The following is a 17,385-nucleotide window of genomic DNA, read 5'->3' as shown; positions in this document are numbered from 1 at the left end:
CCAAGAATGGTTAATCTGACGTTACCGTTGAATCATTTATTCCCGCTCACCTATAGGTTGTCTATACTTTTTTAAGGCCGTGGCTTTCAAAGCCTCGACACCGTGTTCTGCGACCAGGGAAACCCAGCCGTTGAATTCTTCGTCGCTGATCCCGTATTTCTGTTTTGCCTCAGACAGGCTGATCAGCCCGTAAAGTACCCCACGCACGACCAGAATCTTGCGCGAGGCCACCCACCGCCTTGTGCTTGACGGCGGCAGATCGGCGCGTGTCAGTATGGACCCATCCGGCAGAGAAACAGACCTTGGCCCTTCCACTTTGTGCAAATACATCGCTTTACCCTCTTTGCTGCATCAAAGCTGGCACCAGCCTACTTAAGGTCGTATGAAACCGCCTCTTGAGAGTGTGTAGAATTTTCCTATATTCTGCCGGTCTTTCTTAACCCGGACAGGAACCGCCAATGGCCCTCGACACCGAGCCCCCGCTGAACTCGCTTGGCTTTGCCAAACCGCCCTCGGAAACGCGGGTGGTTGTGGCCATGTCGGGGGGCGTCGATAGCTCTGTTGCCGCAGCCTATCTGGCCGATCAGGGCTATGACGTGGTCGGTGTGACACTGCAACTCTATGATCATGGAGCGGCTCTGGCCAAGAAAGGGGCGTGCTGTGCCGGGATCGATATCCACGATGCGCGCCGCGTGGCAGAAGAGCGTGGGTTTCCCCACTATGTTCTGGACTACGAAAACATCTTCAAGGACGCGGTGATCGATGAGTTTGCAGAAAGCTATCTGGCAGGCGCAACCCCCGTACCCTGCATTCGCTGCAACGAGCGGGTAAAATTCAAGGACCTGCTGGAAACCGCCAAGGATCTTGAGGCTGACTGTATGGCCACCGGGCACTATATCCAGCGCAAGATGGGGCCAAACGGCCCGGAACTGCACAGCGCGGAAGATGCCAACCGGGATCAATCCTATTTCCTGTTCTCGACAACGCCGGAACAGCTTGATTTCCTGCGCTTCCCGCTTGGCCACCTGCCCTCAAAAGACGCGACCCGCGAAATGGCGGCTCAATATGGGTTGTCTGTGGCGGACAAGCCTGACAGTCAGGACATCTGCTTTGTGCCCGATGGCAATTATGCCAGCGTTATAGAAAAGCTGCGCCCCGGTGCTGCAGAGCCGGGCGAGATTGTTCATGCCGATGGCCGCGTTCTGGCACAGCATAACGGTGTGATCCATTACACGATCGGCCAAAGGCGCGGCTTGGGCATCGGCGGTCTGAGCGAACCGCTTTATGTGGTCAAGCTGGACGTGGACAAAAAACAGGTCGTTGTCGGCCCCAAAGAGATGCTGGCAACGCGTGTCGTCCCCGTGCGTGAGATCAACTGGCTGGGCGATGAACCCTTCACTTCTCGCGAAGAATGGCACCTGTCAGTCAAGGTCCGTTCGACCCGCCCCCCGCGTGAAGCCATTATTCGACCGCTGTCCGACACCACTGCTGAGGTTGAATTGCTGACACCCGAAGAAGGCATCTCGCCCGGTCAGGCCTGCGTCTTCTATGCCTCAGAAGGCAGCCGCATCTTTGGCGGCGGTTGGATCTGGCGCGGGTACTAGGCTGAAACCGGTTCAACCTCCGGTTCGATCTGGATCTGAAGCGCATCGTTGAACCGGTTGAATGCACCGCACAAAGCGATGCGCCAGGTTAACTCGACAATCTGGGCATCGCTGAACCAATCCCGCAAGTTGGAAACCTCGGCGTCGCGCATGCGGCCTGATCGTGTCGTTACCGCCTCGGCGTATCGCACGACGGCCTTGTCGCACGCGTCCAGCTCGGGGTGGTTGTCAACATCTGGCAAACGCGCCGCGCCTTCGGGGCTGAGACCAGCAACTGTCAACAGCGGAGTATGATGCGAGACGCAGTAGTCACAGGCGTTCAGTTTGGAAACCGTCACCATGGCCAGTTCCAGCGCACGACGCGGCAAGGTCTGCTGTTCCCGTAACGCTGTTAGCATCCCTGCGACATGTTCCAGAACCGGTGGGCAATGTGCGGCGACCCGGGCCCAATTGTCGAACGGACCATAAGCGCCCAAAGCCGCATGAGACGCGCGTGTCTCGTCTGCCATCTCGGCGTCTGACAAAGGGGGAATGCGGGTCATGATGAAAGCTCCTTTTTTAGAGAGGATACTTTAAGTCCGCACCGCTGCAACAGACGGTCGCGGATCACAAACCCGAGACGGAACGCCGGAACAAATTTCTTACAGGGCGTCCGTAGGCGAATTGAAGAGGATATAGAGCCCAACGCAGACCATGATATATGGGGCGACCCTATCCATTCGGGCGACGCGTGGCCCCAGGCTTTTGGCCCGAGGGGCGCCCCAGGCGGCGGTAAAGACCAGCACGGAAGCGGCCAGTGCTGCGCCAATCAAGGCGGCAACGCGGTATGAGGGGGTAGAATCCGCCAATAACGGTGTCATGACCGCGAAACTGTCAATCGACAGGCTCAGGAACAGGGTAACCACCGAGGTCACGGCCCCTTTTGCCTCGGTTCCTTCAGAATTGGCCCCGAAAAGCTGCCTCCAGATACCGCGCAGACCAAAGGCCAGTGGCACAAGACCCAGAAACCCGATCCAAAACGGCGCGCCGCTCTGGTCAACGCCCAAAGCGACGGTCATGGCCAATGTCAGAACAATTGTTTGCGCGACGGCAAAGCCAATGATGGCGCGGCGCTGCTCGATCACCAGTATCAAACCCAGCAAGACGGCCAGATTGTCCAGATTGGTGGAAATCATGGCAATCCCGGCTGAAGCGGCGAACAGCGTGTGATCAAGCATGCTCAATCTGCATTCTGTCCAGCACAGCTCGTGCCGCCCGCAATCCCGGAGCTTCTCCTCCGCGCCCCAACCTTTCCATTGTCAGGTTCATCGCAAGTTGCTGAGCGTCGGGGGCATTGGTCACATCATGCAGGGCCTTGGCGATCTTTTCTGGCTGGCAATCGTTCAGCAGGCATTCAGGCACGGCGCGTGTTTCAGATACCAGGTTGACCAATGTAACAGTGTCCAGCTTGACCATGCGTTCAGCCATTTTCTGGGTCAGCCAATTGAGCTTGTAGGCGATCACCATGGGTGTATTCTGCGCGGCCAGTTCCAAAGAAACCGTACCCGAAGCGGCCAGCGCAATACGTGCTGTGCCAAAGGCCGCGCGTTTTTCGATGGTGGCTTGCCCGGCCCCGATTTGGCGCGGGTCGAGCACTATTGGTGCGCCCGGCCAGTTTTGCGTCATATCGTTGACCAGATCAGTTGTTGCACCTACGGTTGGAACCACGACGCGATAACTGGGATGATCCGTCAAAAACAGCCGCAATGCCTCACCAAACGTGTCTGCCAGACGCTCGATCTCACCCCGGCGCGATCCGGGCAGAGCCAGCAGGACTGGTGCATCCCCTAGGTCGTACCTGCTCCGGATTGCTGCAATCTCAGCCTGTGTTGCCGTCGGTTCGCTGGCAACTGGATGGCCAACAAAGTCACACTCCATCCCTGCCCGCTCCATGTATGGCGGCTCGAACGGAAGCAGTGCCAGCACATGGTCGATGACCTTTGCCATTTTATCCGCTCGCCCCGGACGCCAGGCCCAGACACTGGGCGCGACGTAATGCACGGTGCGGATATCACTGGCGGCTTTGACGATTTTGGCGACACGCAGGCTGAAATCGGGGCTGTCGATGGTTATCAGAACGTCCGGCCGCGTGTCCAACACTGCTTGCGCGGTCTCCGAGATTCGACGCTTGAGGTGGAAAAACTTCGGCAGAACCTCGATCAAACCCATCACCGAAAGTTCCGACATCGGAAACCGGCTGGTCAGCCCCTGAACCGCCATCAAAGGTCCGCCCACCCCGTCGAATTCAATATCGGGGATCAGGGTCTTCAGCCCCTCCATCAACGCGGCGCCCAGCCGGTCGCCCGAAGGTTCACCGGCGACCAGAAAAACACGCATCAGACCGCTCGCTCGCGAATATACAGGAACAGCCCAAGACGGTTACATTCGGTGATGACCTGTTCTTTTTCCAAAACCAGCACACCGCCCTTTTCCAGAACGATGCCAGACAAGCCTGCCGCGACCGCATCCGTGATGGTATCCGGTCCTATGACGGGCAGGTCGGCACGACGGTCCTGATCGGGTTTTGGACCTTTGAACAGTATGCCGCCCCCCGCATCCGGGCGTTGTGTCAGGGACTGAAGCATCCAGGCGGTTCCAAAGATGCCTTCGATTGCCAACACCTGCCCTTTTAAAACGGCACAGGCCTGACCTATATCCGCGGTTCCCATGGCCCGCAGAATTCCGGCAGCGCGGTCTGCATCTGCCATATCACTCTCGGATGGGTGCACATCAGTCAGACAGCCCAAAGGCGGCAACAGGCCAGGGGCGATTTCATGCGCGGCAGACACCCGCAATCCTGCGCCTTCCAACAGGCCAATGACAGCCCGCAAGGCTCCGTCATCACCCGACAGCATGGCCTGCTGGATCACCGGAACTAATGGCATCGTTGCCGCGTCAATACGTTTAGGATCAACCTTCGGGCGCCGAACTGCGCCGGCCATGCAGATCTCGGTCACGCCCTTCGCCTGAAGCCCGGCGATAAAACTGCCAAGCTGTTCAAGAGGAAACACGATATCTGCGACCAGATCATCCGGCAGGAAACCTTCCATCGCGCAGATCAGCGGACGTTCCGCCAATTGGGCAACCAATTCGGTCGGCAGCGCCCCGGTTCCCGCAATCAACGCAAGCATGTTCCTATTTCCTCGGTGTCAGGAACGACCGATCGCTGTGTCCGGTGACAAAATCAACGATCCGCTGCACATAGTCGCTGTCGTTACCCTGACCAAGACGGTAGGCGCGATCCATGAACGTTCCTTCGCCTTCAGACAACTCCTTGAACGCGGCACGCAGTGCAGAGATGTCTTCGCGCGAAACACCTTTACGCTTGAGACCCACGAGGTTCAGACCTTCAAGCTCACCCCTGGATGCTTGTACCAGTCCGTAGGGAATGACGTCTTTGGGCACCATGGTGAGCGCACCGATGATAGCCCCACGTCCAACGCGCACCCATTGGTGCAGGCCCGAAATGCCACCGACGATTACATCATCCTCGACGATACAGTGACCAGCTGCGCCCGCGTGGTTCACCATGATAACCCGGTTGCCGATCTGTACGTCATGGGCCACATGAACACCTGCCATAAGCAGGCAATCATCCCCGATCCGGGTTACGCCACCGCCGCCTTCGGTTCCGGTGTTGATCGTTACATGCTCGCGAATGCGGTTGCGCTGACCGATTTCAAGGCGTGTGTTTTCACCGCCGAATTTCAGGTCCTGAGGAATCTCACCGATCACCGAAAAATTAAAGATCACGGTGTCTTCGCCAATCGATGTATCACCGGTCACAACGACATGAGACTTCAACTCGACCCGATCAGCCAGTTTTACATTGGCGCCCACATAGCTGAAAGGACCGATGATGCAATCCTGCCCGATCTGCGCTCCGTCTTCGATAATCGCGCTGGGATGGATACCGCTCATGTTGTTTTTTCCATATCCCAATCGACATAGGCCGAGAATTCTGCCTCGGCGGCCACTTCACCATCAACAGTTGCGCGGCCGTTGAATTTGAAAAGCTTGCCACCCTTCTTGCCGCGAACCGTTTCGACATGCATTTCTAGCACGTCGCCAGGAACAACTTTCCGGCGGAATTTACACTTGTCGATGCTCATGAAATAGATCAGCAACTCGGTGTCGATGACATCCATACCCACGCCCAGCATCACGCCTGCGGTCTGCGCCATCGCCTCAACGATGGTAACACCTGGCATGATCGGAGTTCCCGGAAAATGCCCCTGGAAATGCGGCTCGTTCATGGTGACGTTCTTGATACCGCGGGCCGATTGATAGCCAGAGATGTCAACCACCTTATCGACCAGCAAAAACGGATAACGATGCGGCAGGATCCTTTGGATCAACTGAATATCGGCGCTTTTGGGTTCCGTTGTCATGATGCAGGTATCCCGTTCTGAATGTTTCTTTTTCAGCGTGGTTAGCAATACAGCCTCGTAAGGGCAAGCGAACCTATTCGCTCTTGTCTTTTTGCAGCCCGCTGCCATCGCCAATTGCCGTGTTTACACGGGTTATCGCAGCTTCTGTGATATCTGACGTGCTTACAACGACATTGGAACGTTCGATGATCACGCTGGCCCCAAAGTCGCGCAGCAAATCAACAAGGATCGGACGAACTATTTCAAAGAACGTCTGTTGCGCCTCTTCGCTGCGACGCGCCAACGCGTCAAGCTTTGCTCTTTGCCCATCACGGTGGGACTGCACCTTGACATCGAACGCTTCGGCCAGAGGTCGAAACTCTTCGGCTGGCATGGTTGCACGCTTTTCAGTCAGGTCTTTTTCCTCGCGGCTGAGTTCCGCGACGATCCGTTCATTTTCTTCCGCAAGCATCGCGCTTTCTTTTTCGATCTCGCGCAAAACACGCTGCCCGAATGCCGAATTCTTGAACAGCTGCTCGCCGGACAATGTGACCACGCTGGCTTGCGGAACACCCAGTTGCTGTGCTTCAGCCGAAGGGGCCTGAAACAGCATCAAAAATGCACACAGGGCCCAAAGCGGGCCCTGTATCAAGGTAAAGAACCTGTTCGTCATCGCAGATCAGAACCGTGCCTGAATGGTCAGGTCAAAGTTCTGTTCCTTGTCGAACGTTTCCTTTTTCAGAGCCTTCGAGAAGTTGAACTGCAAAGGTCCAAACGGCGTTTCCCACAGGACCGAGATGCCGATTACGTGACGAATGGACCCGTCTGCACCAACGATATTTGCCCCTGCGGTGTTCACATCGTTGATGTTGTATAGGTTTCCAACATCATAGAACAGACCGCCCCGCAGGCCCAGCTCCTCGGGCAGACCCAAGGGGAAATCGGTTTCAAAACGCGCGACCCAGTAATAGTTGCCACCGATGGCATCATCCTGGCCATTGGACAAATCACGCGGGCCAATACCGGCCGGTTCAAACCCGCGGAAGGTACGAGGCCCCAAAACAAAGCGGTCAACAGCGCGGCTGAAACCATCGCCAGTCCAATTAAACGCACCCAGTTCCAGTGTTGCACGCAGAACGACTTCTTCGTTCCAGACCCGTGTTTGGGCGATCCCGCGAGCGGTGGTTTTGAAGTATTTGTTATCGCCACCAAGACCCGCCGCGTCGACGCCAACCTCGAACAGAACGCCTGAATTCGGGTCCAGACCACCGATCCGGCTGTCATAGATGTATGACAGTCCCAGCGAGCTGGATGTCCGTTTCCCCTGCGCAATCTCAGACGCAATCACCGCACCGTTGACCTGATCGCTCTGCTGGGTCATCTCGCTGCGGTCCCAATCATAGCGCAACCGAAGAGCAGATAGTTCGCCGATTGCATAGGTCAGTTGAGGTGTGAAAAACAACGAGCTCGTGTCGTAACTCGCAAAGCCGGAATTGGTTGCCGACAGACCCAGTCCAAGGTCGAAACGCAGCTTTCGGCCCAGCAAATAGGGCTCGGTAAAGTTAATCGTGTATTGTTCTGAATCCTGTGCTGTCGAGATGGACACACCAAGATTCTGACCGCGTCCCAGGAAGTTCGCCTCGTTCAGGCCGATTGCAATCCCGAAGCCGTCTGTGACCGAGTAGCTGCCGCCAAGGCTCAGAGAGCCTGTAGGCTGTTCTTCGACATCCACATCCAGAATGACCTGGCTGGGTGACGACCCTTCCCGAGGCTCAACTTCCGCAACCGCAAAGAACCCAAGCGCATTGATGCGTTCCGCGGCCTGACGGATTTCACGCGGGTTGAACGGGTCACCTTCGACGGTGTCGAATTGACGACGGATCACACGGTCCAGCGTGGTGGTGTTGCCCTCGATATCGATCCGCTCAACAAAAATACGCGGACCCTTCGTCAGAACAAATTCGACGTCCAGGGTAAGATCTCGGTCATTGCGCGTCACACGCGGTTCAACACGCAGGAAATCAACGCCCTGCTTCAACCCAAGGCGCTCTTGCCGCGCGATCGAGTTTTCCACCAGCGTCGGCGTATAGGTCACGCCAGGTTTGATTTTCAGCGCATCCTGATACGGCGCCGCATCGACACCGGCGATTTCGCTAACCGTCGTTATCTTTCCAAACGAGAACTTTTGGCCTTCGGTGACGTTCATCACCAGAAAGAACGCATCCCGTTCGCGGGTAAATTCGACGTTGGCGCTGTTCACACGGAAATCGATATAGCCCCGCGACAGGTAGAAATCGCGAATGACTTGTTTGTCGAATTCGATGCGGTCGCCGATAAACGTGTCGTTGCGGAAGAATGTCCGCAGAAACGTTGCCTGTTTGGTTTCCAGTACCCGGCGCAGCCTCCGGTCCGAAAAGGCGCGGTTGCCGACAAAGCTGACGCGCTCGACCTCAATGGTCGTGCCTTCTGCCACTTCAAAGACCAGATCGACCCGGTTGTCGCTGCGACGGATGATGCGAGGAATGACAGTTGCCGCGACACGACCCTGGGCCGAATACACTTCGGCGATCGTGTCAGCATCCGCTTCGGCCGCCTGAGGCGTAAAAACCCGGCGTGGTTGCGACGAGATCACGTCCAGAAGAACGTCGTCTTTGACGCGAGCATTCCCTTCAATGCTGATCTGGTTGATCGTTGGGTATTCCTGAACCTGAATGACCAGAGTCGTGCCGCGCGGTGTCAGTTCGACTGTTTCAAATACACCACTGTCAAGCAAACGCTGATAGGCATCGTTAAGCTGTCCGGCCGTTACGGTCTGGCCCGGTTCTATTCCGGTACGAGCGATGATTGTCCCGGTTTCGATCCGGCGATTCCCCTCAACATCAAACGAGTTGATCGTGTAGCTTTGCGCCGATGCCGCATGTGGAAACGCCAGTAAGCTTACCGCAACAAAAAGGAAAAAAACCGTTAGCGCCTGCCACAAAATATTGTTTATCGGCTTATGCCCCCCGCAGGATGTGCCTGCGTCTCGCCTGTCAGTCATTTTATGCTCTACCCAGAATTTTGAGACTTTAATGCTGAGTAACGGGATTGAATGAGCTTGTCAAAAGGCGATATCGAAGCAGTCAGGCAGACAGCCACGGGACAACAGACCTACGATTTAGCCGAGAATCACATTCCCGCCAGATAGGCGGCCCCAGCCATTGCCAACGCTGTAACGGCAAAGCTCAGCATAACGTCCCAATTCAACATGAACAGGAAGCTAAAGCTTTGATACGATTTTTTCAGCGTTTTGGACATGACTGTTCCCTTTTGACGGGAATACTGTAGCGCTGAAATATGGCGGGAATGCGGCTGGAATTTGCTCCAGCCGCCACATTCAGCAGAACAGGTCGTTGCTGACCGAAAACAGCATCAGCGTCAGAATGATCGCAATTCCAATGCCCATGAGTATGCGCAACGCCCGGTCGCTGGGTGGTTTCCCGGCAATGGCCTCGTAGGCGTAGAAAATCAGATGCCCGCCATCCAGCGCCGGAATGGGAAACAGGTTCAACAAGCCTACGGCCGTCGAAAGGACAGCAATGAAGAAGATAAAGTTCTGCGCCCCCTGGCTGGCCATCGCCCCCGAGGTTTCGGCAATTCCGATTGGCCCCGAGATGTTGCAGGTGCTGATTGCGCCCGTCACCATGTGCCACATGCCGGACAAGGACCCTTCGATGATGCGGCCTGTCTGGATGACACCGCCCTTTAGGGAATCGAAAAGACCAGCCGGTACCGTAGCAGGCTCCAGCATCATGCCACCGACGATTCCGATGCGCCAATGGGTGACAAAACCACCATCAGGCTGCGGTTCATCCGTGCGCCGGGGCGCCAGGGCAAATTCCAACTCGGACCCATCCCGCCAGACTTCAAGCAGCAAGACGCGGCCGTCCGATCCTTCGACATGATCCTTTAGCTGTTCGAAGGCAAAGATCGGTTCACCATTGACCGAGGTGATGACATCCCCTTGCTTCAGTTGGATATCCATAGCCGCGCTACGCGGAGCAACCTGACGGATCAGCGGCGGAAGCATCCAGGGGGCCTGAACCTCAAGGGGGTGGCCATCGCGGATCACGGAATAATCCAGAACCGGTTGAACAGGCAGTTGGTCGATGAATTCCTTCCATGCGACTTCTTCGTCATAGTCCGGTGTCGGACGACCGGCGATAGCCGTAATCACATCTCCCTCGCGCAATTCCTGCACGGTGCCTGGCAAAGGCTGCAACGCGCCAACGGTCAGGGGTTCACGCGAAACGCCCTGTGACCAGAAGATCAGGCCAAAAACCAGAATGGACATGGCGAAATTAAAGACCGGGCCAGCCGCGACAGTTGCTGCCCGTGCCCATAGCGGGGCGCCGTGCATGGTGCGGCGCAACTCCTCAGGATTTTGGGTCGCGATGTCTTCCATCGCCTCTTCATCCTTGCCCGAGGCCGCATTGGCATCGCCCAGAAACTTTACATATCCACCAAAAGGCAATGCTGCGATCTGCCACTTGGTTCCGCGCTTATCCTTGCGGCTCCAGAGCACCGGCCCGAACCCGAGCGAGAAGACTTCGGCATGGATACCCGACCACCTGCCCACAATGTAGTGGCCATATTCATGCACGGCCACAATGACCGACAGCGCAATAACAAAGGCAACAATCGTCCACAGCAGATTGCCGAATTGCGGGATCAGGGAAAGTACGTCCAAATTTCTATCCTGCTCGTTCCATCACAGTGTTATCGACCCACTGACGTGCCAGATGGTCGGTTTGCTGTACGTTATCAAGTGTCATCGGGGCATCAATAAGGCCACCCGTTGCGTCAAACCTGTCCAATACGGCAGAAACGGTGTCCGCCATATCAAGAAAGCCGATCCGGCGCGCAATGAAGTGATCCAGCGCGCGTTCCTTGGCGGCATTGAATACCGCGCCGGCCAGCCCACCGCGCTCCATTACGTCCCAAGCAAGTTTTAGGGCTGGATAGCGTGTGAGATCCGGTTCGTTAAAGCGCAGCTGAGCCAGCTTTGCCAGGTCCAGCCGCTGAACCGGCAGCTTCTGCCTTTCCGGCCAGTGCAACGCATACCCTATGGCATGGCGCATATCGGGGGCGCCCATATGTGCCATCATTGCGCCATCTCGAAACCCGACCATTGCATGGACAATGGATTCAGGATGAACCAAAACTTCGATTTGATCCGGAGATACTCCGAAATATTCTTTTGTTTCTATTACTTCCAACGCCTTGTTGAACATCGAGGCACTGTCGATTGTGATCCGCTGTCCCATATCCCAATTCGGATGGCTGGACGCTTGTTCGACGGTGGCGTTTGCCAGATCCTTCAGCGGCCAGTCGCGGAACGCTCCGCCACTTGCGGTGATAATCACGCGTTCGACCGTGTTGAAATCTTCGCCAACCAGCGCCTGAAACACGGCAGAATGCTCACTGTCGACCGGAAGCAAACGCGCGTCATGGTTTTTTGCAGTTTCCATAACCAGTGATCCGGCGCAGACCAGTGTTTCCTTGTTGGCCAAGGCCAGTGTCGTCCCTTGTTTCAGGGCTTCGATCCCAGGCGCAAGGCCCGCTGCCCCGACGATTGCTGACATGACCCAATCCGCCGGACGCGCGGCAGCCTCGGTAATTGCGTGCGGCCCGGCCGCCACTTCGACCCCACTGCCTGCCAAGGCGACGCGCAGGTCCTCCAACCTGTCTTCGTGTGCCGTGACAGCCAGATCGGCGCGCAACCGACGAGCGTCATCGGCAAGCTGTTGAATATTCGCGCCGCCGGTAAGCGCCACCACATCATAGTCTTCGGGATTACGCGAAATCAGATCAAGCGTGTTTTGCCCGATCGAACCCGTGGCGCCAAGAACGGAAATCCGTCGCATTACATCTTACCCGGCGTGTACAGAAGCCCTGCGATCAGAACAAACACCGCAGCCCCCATCATGCCGTCGAACCGATCCAGAAAGCCGCCATGGCCGGGGATCAGGTTCGAACTGTCCTTGACCCCGAACTTACGTTTGATCGCGCTTTCGATTATGTCACCCGCCTGGCTGGCCATTGATGCGAAAACGGAAACAACAACAAAGGCAAATCCGAAACCCGCGTGGCTTGCGAAGGCGATACCGACACAGGCCGCGGCAGCCCATCCGCCTGCCGTTCCAGACCATGTTTTCTTGGGGCTGACCTTTGGCCAGAACTTGGGCCCTCCGACCATTTTGCCCACAAAATAGCCCGCCACATCCGTGGCCACCACCACCGCTATCAGCCAGACCATCCAGCCAAATCCCGAGTTTTCGCGAATGGAAATGAATCCCAGACCAGCCGCAACAATCCAGACCGCGAACAAGCCGTATAAGGTTTTCGAACGACCGATCTGTCCCATACCCACCAAAGCTGGCGCAAGCACGACAGGGAGCGTGTATAGCGCCGGCAGGTGGTAGCTGAGGATAACGGCAAACGCAGTCAGAACGCCCAACTGCACGGCCACACCCTGGCTTTCAGGGTCAATCATCCGAACCAGTTCCCAGGTCATCAGGCCACAAGCAGCTGCAATGAAGACCTCGAACCAGAGACCGCCAAGCCAGACTTCGATGGCCCCGATCGCAACCAGAACGGCGGCAGAAAGGACCCGGCTCGTCAGATCAGACCACCGGCCATCACTCATGCCAGAACCGCCCCGTACCGGCGCTCTCTGGCCCCATAGTTGCGACATAGCCTTTCGAGTTCTGCCGCGGTGAAATCCGGCCACAACGTATCTATAAATTCATACTCGGAATAGGCGGACTGCCACAGCAGAAAATTTGAAATCCGTGCTTCGCCACTGGTTCGAATGACAAGGTCAGGATCCGGAAGAACGCGTGTATCCAGATACTTAGGCAACGTTTCTTCATCCACATCCTCGGGTTTAAGCCGCCCGTCGGCCACATCCCGCGCGAGACGTTTGGTGGCGCGCGCTACCTCGTCCCGACCGCCATAATTCAGGGCGACCGTCAGATGAACAAGGTCGTTGTCCTTGGTTTCTTCTTCCAGTGAATCCATCAATTCGATCAGTTTTGAATCCAACCTTACCCGATCACCTATGAACCGAACCCGGATGCCATTATCCGCCAGGGTCCGTGTCTCCTTGATGATGTAGCGCCGAAACAGGCTCATCAACCCGGCCACCTCAACCTGCGTTCGCTTCCAGTTCTCAGTCGAGAATGCAAACACAGTCAGGTACTTGATCCCCAGATGTGGGCAGGCCTCGACAACCTCGCGAACACGCCGCGCACCGGCATGGTGCCCAAACAGCCTGGGGCGACCACGCGCCTGCGCCCAGCGGCCATTGCCATCCATGATGATAGCGACATGGCGCGGGCCGCAGACCGGATCGGTTTGGGGATCTTTCGGCATCAGACCAGATCAGACCTGCATGATTTCAGTTTGCTTGGTTTCAAGCGCCGCATCTACAGCCTTGATCATCGCATCCGTCAGATCCTGCACTTCGCTTTCCCACAGCTTCTGGTCGTCTTCAGACATACCGTCCGCTTTTGCCTTCTTGATCTGATCCATGCCGTCCCGGCGCACATTGCGGATCGCGATCCGGGCGCTTTCCGCATATTGGCCAGCGACCTTGCCCAGTTCACGGCGACGCTCTTCGTTCAACTCGGGAATCGGCAGCATTATGATTGTGCCGTTCAGCTGCGGGTTGATGCCCAATCCGCTTTCGCGAATGGCCTTTTCAACCTTTCCTACCAATGACTTATCCCACACATTTATAGTGACCATGCGCGGCTCTGGGACGTTGACGGTGCCCACCTGGTTGATCGGTGTCGTCGAGCCGTAAGCGTCTACCATAATGGGCTCAAGCATCGAAGCCGAGGCGCGCCCGGTTCTCAGCGAGGCAAATTCGGTTCTCAGATTGGCCATTGCGCCATCCATGCGGCGTTTCAGGTCATCGGTGTCCAGTTCGAAGTCGTCAGACATGCTGCTCACTCCCCGTATTCAGGTACTCTTTGGATGGGTCTTACGCCATCACATTTGGGATGTATAGCAATCATGAGGCGGTTTTGTACCAATGGCCAGAGGTGTTGCGATCATTTTGTACCAAACGCGCCTTCGCAAAACCCGACACGGCATCGTATCGGGTTTAGGCTGTCATCTGCGCTCAGGCATTCACGTCGACAACAACGCGCCCTTTGACCTGCCCTTTCAGGATATCGGCACCCAGTTGCGGAAGATCAGACAAGGCCGCCGGTTGAACCATCGACTCGAGCTTGTCCATGGGCAGGTCGGTGGCGATCCTTTTCCAGGCACGAACCCGGTTTTCATAGGGCTGCATGACACTGTCGATGCCCAAAAGATTCACACCGCGCAGCAGGAAGGGAATCACCGTTGCAGGCAACGCCGCACCGCCCGCCAGACCCACGGCCGCGACCGAGCAGCCGTATTTCATTTGCCCAAGCACACGCGCCAGCATCGCACCGCCCACAGCATCCACGCAGCCTGCCCAGGTTTCACTTTCCAGCGGGCGCTTGGTTGTCTCATTCAGCTCATCGCGGGGCACTATTGTCGTTGCACCCAGCGATTTCAGATAATCTCCGGTTTCGGGTCGCCCGGTCACGGCAGCCACCTGATAGCCGAGATGACCCAGAATGGCAGTGGCCACCGACCCGACACCACCGGCCGCCCCGGTTACCAGAACCGGGCCGCGATCGGGGGTCAGCCCGTGATCCTCCAACGCCATCACGGCCAGCATCGCGGTAAACCCGGCGGTACCAACAGCCATCGCCTGCCGGGTATCAAGCCCATCCGGCAGAGGCACAAGCCAGTCCGCTTTGGCACTGGCTTTCTGCGAATAACCACCCCAATGCGCCTCGCCTACCCGCCACCCGGTCAGAACAACCTTGTCACCCGGCTTGTAACGCGCATCGGTCGATGCCTCGACAGTACCGGCATAATCAATTCCGGGGACATGCGGATACGCCCGCACCAAACCGCCCCCCTTGGGGGACAGACACAGACCGTCCTTGTAGTTCACTGTGGAATATTCAACCGCGACCGTGACGTCGCCATGCGGCAGATCATCCAGCGTGAGTTGCCTGACCGACGCGCTCGCCAAACCGCTTTCTTCGTCCTTGTCCATCACAAGTGCATTGAACATCTCTCAATTCCTTTCGTGTTTCTGTAACCGGCCCGTTGCTTCACCTGGCCCCAAATATCCCGGGGGAGTCGCGCAGCGACGGGGGCAGCGCCCCCAAAACCCCCCTTTAAATCCAGAAATGCGGCTGCACGGTCGCGCGGCGCATTCCATCTGGTGTTTCTACGTCCAGCTCCGTTCCCGCATCCCAATGGCTCAGGCGTACCATGCCAATGGCGACGTTGGTGTTGAAATCGGGTGACCACGCGGCCGAGGTCACCTGCCCCACACGCTTGCCGTCCGCGTAAAGGCCCCATGGGCGGTCGCAGCCCGGTACAGGATCGCCGGCAATGGCGACGGGGCGGATTTGCTGAACAGGCCCTTCCTTGGCCACACGCAGCAACGCGTCCCGACCGATACAGCCAATCGCGGTATGTGTGTTGCAGAACTTGCCCAAACCGCACTCATGCGGGGTGTTGTCGTCGGTCATGTCATTGCCATAAGACAAAAGGCCGCCTTCAATCCGTTCGATCACGTTCGGGCATCCGGCGCGCACCTGCAAATCTTCCCCTGCTGCAAACAGGGCGTTCCACAGGGGCATGCCGATATCGCTGCCTTCCACATAAATCTCGAACCCGCCTTGTTTGGAATAGCCCGATCGCGCCACAGCCAGATCGCGACCTTCAAACTGGAACATATCGAATTTGAAGAACCGGATGTCGCGCACCCGGTCGCCAAAGACACGCGCCATCAGGTCGTCGGCTTTGGGACCCTGAACAGCAAGAGGTGACACATCCGGTTCGTCCACCAGCACATCCAGACGATATCCAACGGCGATTCCCTTGACCCACAACAACAGGTCGCTGTCAGCGATTGAAATCCACCAGCGGTCTTCGGACAGTTTTACCGCAACCGGGTCATTCAGCATGCCTCCGGTTTCGTCCACGATGGGGACATAGAAACATTGCCCCGGCAACATCCCCCGTAAATCGCGCGGGGTCAGCATCTGCATCAAGCGCGCGGCGTCCGGTCCGCGCAGCTCGATCTGCCGCTCGCATGCGACATCCCAGACTTGCACATGGGATTTCAGATGCCGGTAATCGGCTTCGATGCTGTCGAAGACCGTGGGTAACAGCATGCGGTTGTAAACCGTGTATCCCTTGACCCCTGCGGCCTCGACCCCTTCTGAAAACGGTGTGCGCCGCAAGCGGCGAGAGGCGGAAATCTGCGGCATTCAAACCTCCTTGGGCATAAAGACGATGTCGCTGACGGGCGTTTGCGAACCAACTTCGGTCAGCATTTTGTGCAATTGATCCCGGTGGTGGGTCTGATGGTTGAAGATATGGATGACACAGTTTTCGTAAGACATTGTGATGTCGACCTCTTTTACGACTAAGCACCTTTTGATTGGCCCAATCAACAGTCAGTTTCTGATGCGACAACTATTGCAGAAACTCGGCCAACTGCGAGTTTTGCCAGTGATTTTACCGCGCCATCTCTTGCGCAAGCGCGCCTGTGATCATCACTTGGGCCCGTGCCAATCGATCGGACAGATTTCAGCGGACTTGCCGCCAAAATCCCAAACGCGCCCGTAGTCGCGCACTTTCGACTTGGTGCCGCGCGCCACGATGATGTCAGGACCCATCCAGTATTTGGAGTTTGAAACCATCACGGGATGTTCGGGGTCTTTGCCCGCCAGCATCTCGATCTCACCCTGAATCTTGCGGCCGATCATGATGCGGCGCTTGGTGCCGTCACGCTCGATCTGAACCGGTGCCCGTTCGGCCCCGATGATTTCGCTGACGAGCATGGTGAACAGACCGGTGGTACCGCCCGCCTGCCCGCTGAAGATTTGCAGCAGCCCGTTATAGGCTTTGCCGCTGGCGCGCTCATCTACGTAAGCCGCCACTTTCCACTGGCCTTCGCCCATCCGGCCGGGAATATCGACCAGCAGGCCGATATTCAGACCCGACAGGTCCTCGCCCTCATAATGGCCCTCATCAACGACAATACCCATCCAGGCATGACAATGCCCTTCGGTCGGAGGGTGCGCGCCCAGTGAAACGACGCAGGGACAGAACACATCGCACGAGCAGTTCAGGATCAACTCCCCCTTGATGGCCCAGTCCGTCGGGCTCATCTCGCGACGTTTGGGATTGGGCATCCGGCTGTCGATACGCTGGCTGACGGGCAACCGGTCGGCATCCGGTTTTCTGTTCTTTGCCATTGG

The 17,385-nt window shown here is 57.0% G+C and carries 20 protein-coding genes; 1 reads left to right on the top strand and 19 read right to left on the bottom strand.

Going from position 1 to position 17,385, the window contains the following annotated elements:
• Window positions 1-36: 36 nt before the first annotated feature.
• Window positions 37-330 (bottom strand): CtrA inhibitor SciP, encoded by a 294-nt coding sequence (gene sciP, locus ACR0NZ_RS03595; protein ID WP_480516973.1) that lies wholly within the window; start codon window positions 328-330, stop codon window positions 37-39.
• A gap of 128 nt (window positions 331-458) precedes the next feature.
• Between sciP and mnmA the strand changes: the two genes are divergently transcribed.
• A complete protein-coding gene (gene mnmA / locus ACR0NZ_RS03590) occupies window positions 459-1,604 on the top strand; it encodes a tRNA 2-thiouridine(34) synthase MnmA (RefSeq protein WP_480516971.1) in 1,146 nt (381 codons plus the stop codon).
• Here the strand turns inward: mnmA and ACR0NZ_RS03585 are convergent.
• The 18 genes from ACR0NZ_RS03585 to ACR0NZ_RS03500 form a co-directional block, all read right to left on the bottom strand.
• Complete coding sequence (locus tag ACR0NZ_RS03585) at window positions 1,601-2,146, bottom strand: carboxymuconolactone decarboxylase family protein (protein WP_480516969.1); 546 nt, start codon at window positions 2,144-2,146, stop codon at window positions 1,601-1,603. The genes mnmA and ACR0NZ_RS03585 overlap by 4 nt on opposite strands.
• Before the next feature lie 99 nt (window positions 2,147-2,245).
• Window positions 2,246-2,821, bottom strand: coding sequence for a hypothetical protein (locus ACR0NZ_RS03580; protein WP_480516967.1), 576 nt, complete (start codon window positions 2,819-2,821; stop codon window positions 2,246-2,248).
• Window positions 2,814-3,980: a lipid-A-disaccharide synthase gene (gene lpxB / locus ACR0NZ_RS03575; RefSeq protein WP_480516965.1), complete on the bottom strand. Its 1,167-nt coding sequence runs from the start codon at window positions 3,978-3,980 to the stop codon at window positions 2,814-2,816. Before lpxB ends, ACR0NZ_RS03580 begins: the two co-directional genes overlap by 8 nt.
• Window positions 3,980-4,774: an LpxI family protein gene (locus ACR0NZ_RS03570; RefSeq protein ID WP_480516963.1), complete on the bottom strand. Its 795-nt coding sequence runs from the start codon at window positions 4,772-4,774 to the stop codon at window positions 3,980-3,982. Before ACR0NZ_RS03570 ends, lpxB begins: the two co-directional genes overlap by 1 nt.
• Window positions 4,775-4,778: 4 nt before the next feature.
• Window positions 4,779-5,564, bottom strand: coding sequence for an acyl-ACP--UDP-N-acetylglucosamine O-acyltransferase (lpxA, locus tag ACR0NZ_RS03565; protein WP_480516961.1), 786 nt, complete (start codon window positions 5,562-5,564; stop codon window positions 4,779-4,781).
• A complete protein-coding gene (gene fabZ, locus ACR0NZ_RS03560; RefSeq protein ID WP_267364735.1) occupies window positions 5,561-6,034 on the bottom strand; it encodes a 3-hydroxyacyl-ACP dehydratase FabZ in 474 nt (157 codons plus the stop codon). The genes lpxA and fabZ overlap by 4 nt, the downstream gene beginning before the upstream one ends.
• A 73-nt stretch (window positions 6,035-6,107) precedes the next feature.
• Entirely contained in the window at window positions 6,108-6,686 is a 579-nt protein-coding gene (locus ACR0NZ_RS03555) for an OmpH/Skp family outer membrane protein (RefSeq protein ID WP_480493217.1), read from the bottom strand.
• A gap of 6 nt (window positions 6,687-6,692) precedes the next feature.
• Complete coding sequence (gene bamA / locus ACR0NZ_RS03550; RefSeq protein WP_480472667.1) at window positions 6,693-9,053, bottom strand: outer membrane protein assembly factor BamA; 2,361 nt, start codon at window positions 9,051-9,053, stop codon at window positions 6,693-6,695.
• 128 nt (window positions 9,054-9,181) lie between these two features.
• Window positions 9,182-9,310, bottom strand: a complete 129-nt coding sequence (locus ACR0NZ_RS03545; RefSeq protein ID WP_267364732.1) for a hypothetical protein — start codon at window positions 9,308-9,310, stop codon at window positions 9,182-9,184.
• A gap of 79 nt (window positions 9,311-9,389) precedes the next feature.
• Complete coding sequence (rseP, locus tag ACR0NZ_RS03540) at window positions 9,390-10,742, bottom strand: RIP metalloprotease RseP (RefSeq protein ID WP_480516959.1); 1,353 nt, start codon at window positions 10,740-10,742, stop codon at window positions 9,390-9,392.
• 4 nt (window positions 10,743-10,746) lie between these two features.
• Window positions 10,747-11,919: a 1-deoxy-D-xylulose-5-phosphate reductoisomerase gene (gene dxr, locus ACR0NZ_RS03535; RefSeq protein WP_480516957.1), complete on the bottom strand. Its 1,173-nt coding sequence runs from the start codon at window positions 11,917-11,919 to the stop codon at window positions 10,747-10,749.
• On the bottom strand, window positions 11,919-12,701 hold the full coding sequence (locus ACR0NZ_RS03530) for a phosphatidate cytidylyltransferase (RefSeq protein ID WP_480516955.1): 783 nt from the start codon (window positions 12,699-12,701) through the stop codon (window positions 11,919-11,921). Before ACR0NZ_RS03530 ends, dxr begins: the two co-directional genes overlap by 1 nt.
• Complete coding sequence (locus ACR0NZ_RS03525) at window positions 12,698-13,429, bottom strand: isoprenyl transferase (protein ID WP_480472659.1); 732 nt, start codon at window positions 13,427-13,429, stop codon at window positions 12,698-12,700. The genes ACR0NZ_RS03530 and ACR0NZ_RS03525 overlap by 4 nt, the downstream gene beginning before the upstream one ends.
• Window positions 13,430-13,438: 9 nt before the next feature.
• On the bottom strand, window positions 13,439-14,002 hold the full coding sequence (gene frr / locus ACR0NZ_RS03520) for a ribosome recycling factor (RefSeq protein WP_480472657.1): 564 nt from the start codon (window positions 14,000-14,002) through the stop codon (window positions 13,439-13,441).
• A gap of 181 nt (window positions 14,003-14,183) precedes the next feature.
• On the bottom strand, window positions 14,184-15,179 hold the full coding sequence (gene acuI, locus ACR0NZ_RS03515) for an acryloyl-CoA reductase (RefSeq protein WP_480485701.1): 996 nt from the start codon (window positions 15,177-15,179) through the stop codon (window positions 14,184-14,186).
• 106 nt (window positions 15,180-15,285) lie between these two features.
• Window positions 15,286-16,389 (bottom strand): dimethylsulfoniopropionate demethylase, encoded by a 1,104-nt coding sequence (locus ACR0NZ_RS03510; RefSeq protein ID WP_480516953.1) that lies wholly within the window; start codon window positions 16,387-16,389, stop codon window positions 15,286-15,288.
• Window positions 16,390-16,524, bottom strand: coding sequence for a DinB family protein (locus ACR0NZ_RS03505; protein WP_480472651.1), 135 nt, complete (start codon window positions 16,522-16,524; stop codon window positions 16,390-16,392).
• Window positions 16,525-16,677: 153 nt separating this feature from the next.
• On the bottom strand, window positions 16,678-17,382 hold the full coding sequence (locus tag ACR0NZ_RS03500; protein ID WP_480516951.1) for a DUF1326 domain-containing protein: 705 nt from the start codon (window positions 17,380-17,382) through the stop codon (window positions 16,678-16,680).
• Window positions 17,383-17,385: the final 3 nt, after the last annotated feature.

It is taken from the genome of Ruegeria sp. AE3 (assembly GCF_056542225.1).
The sequence above is the reverse complement of the archived record's forward strand: the minus strand, read 5'-3'. Positions and strand labels throughout refer to the sequence as shown.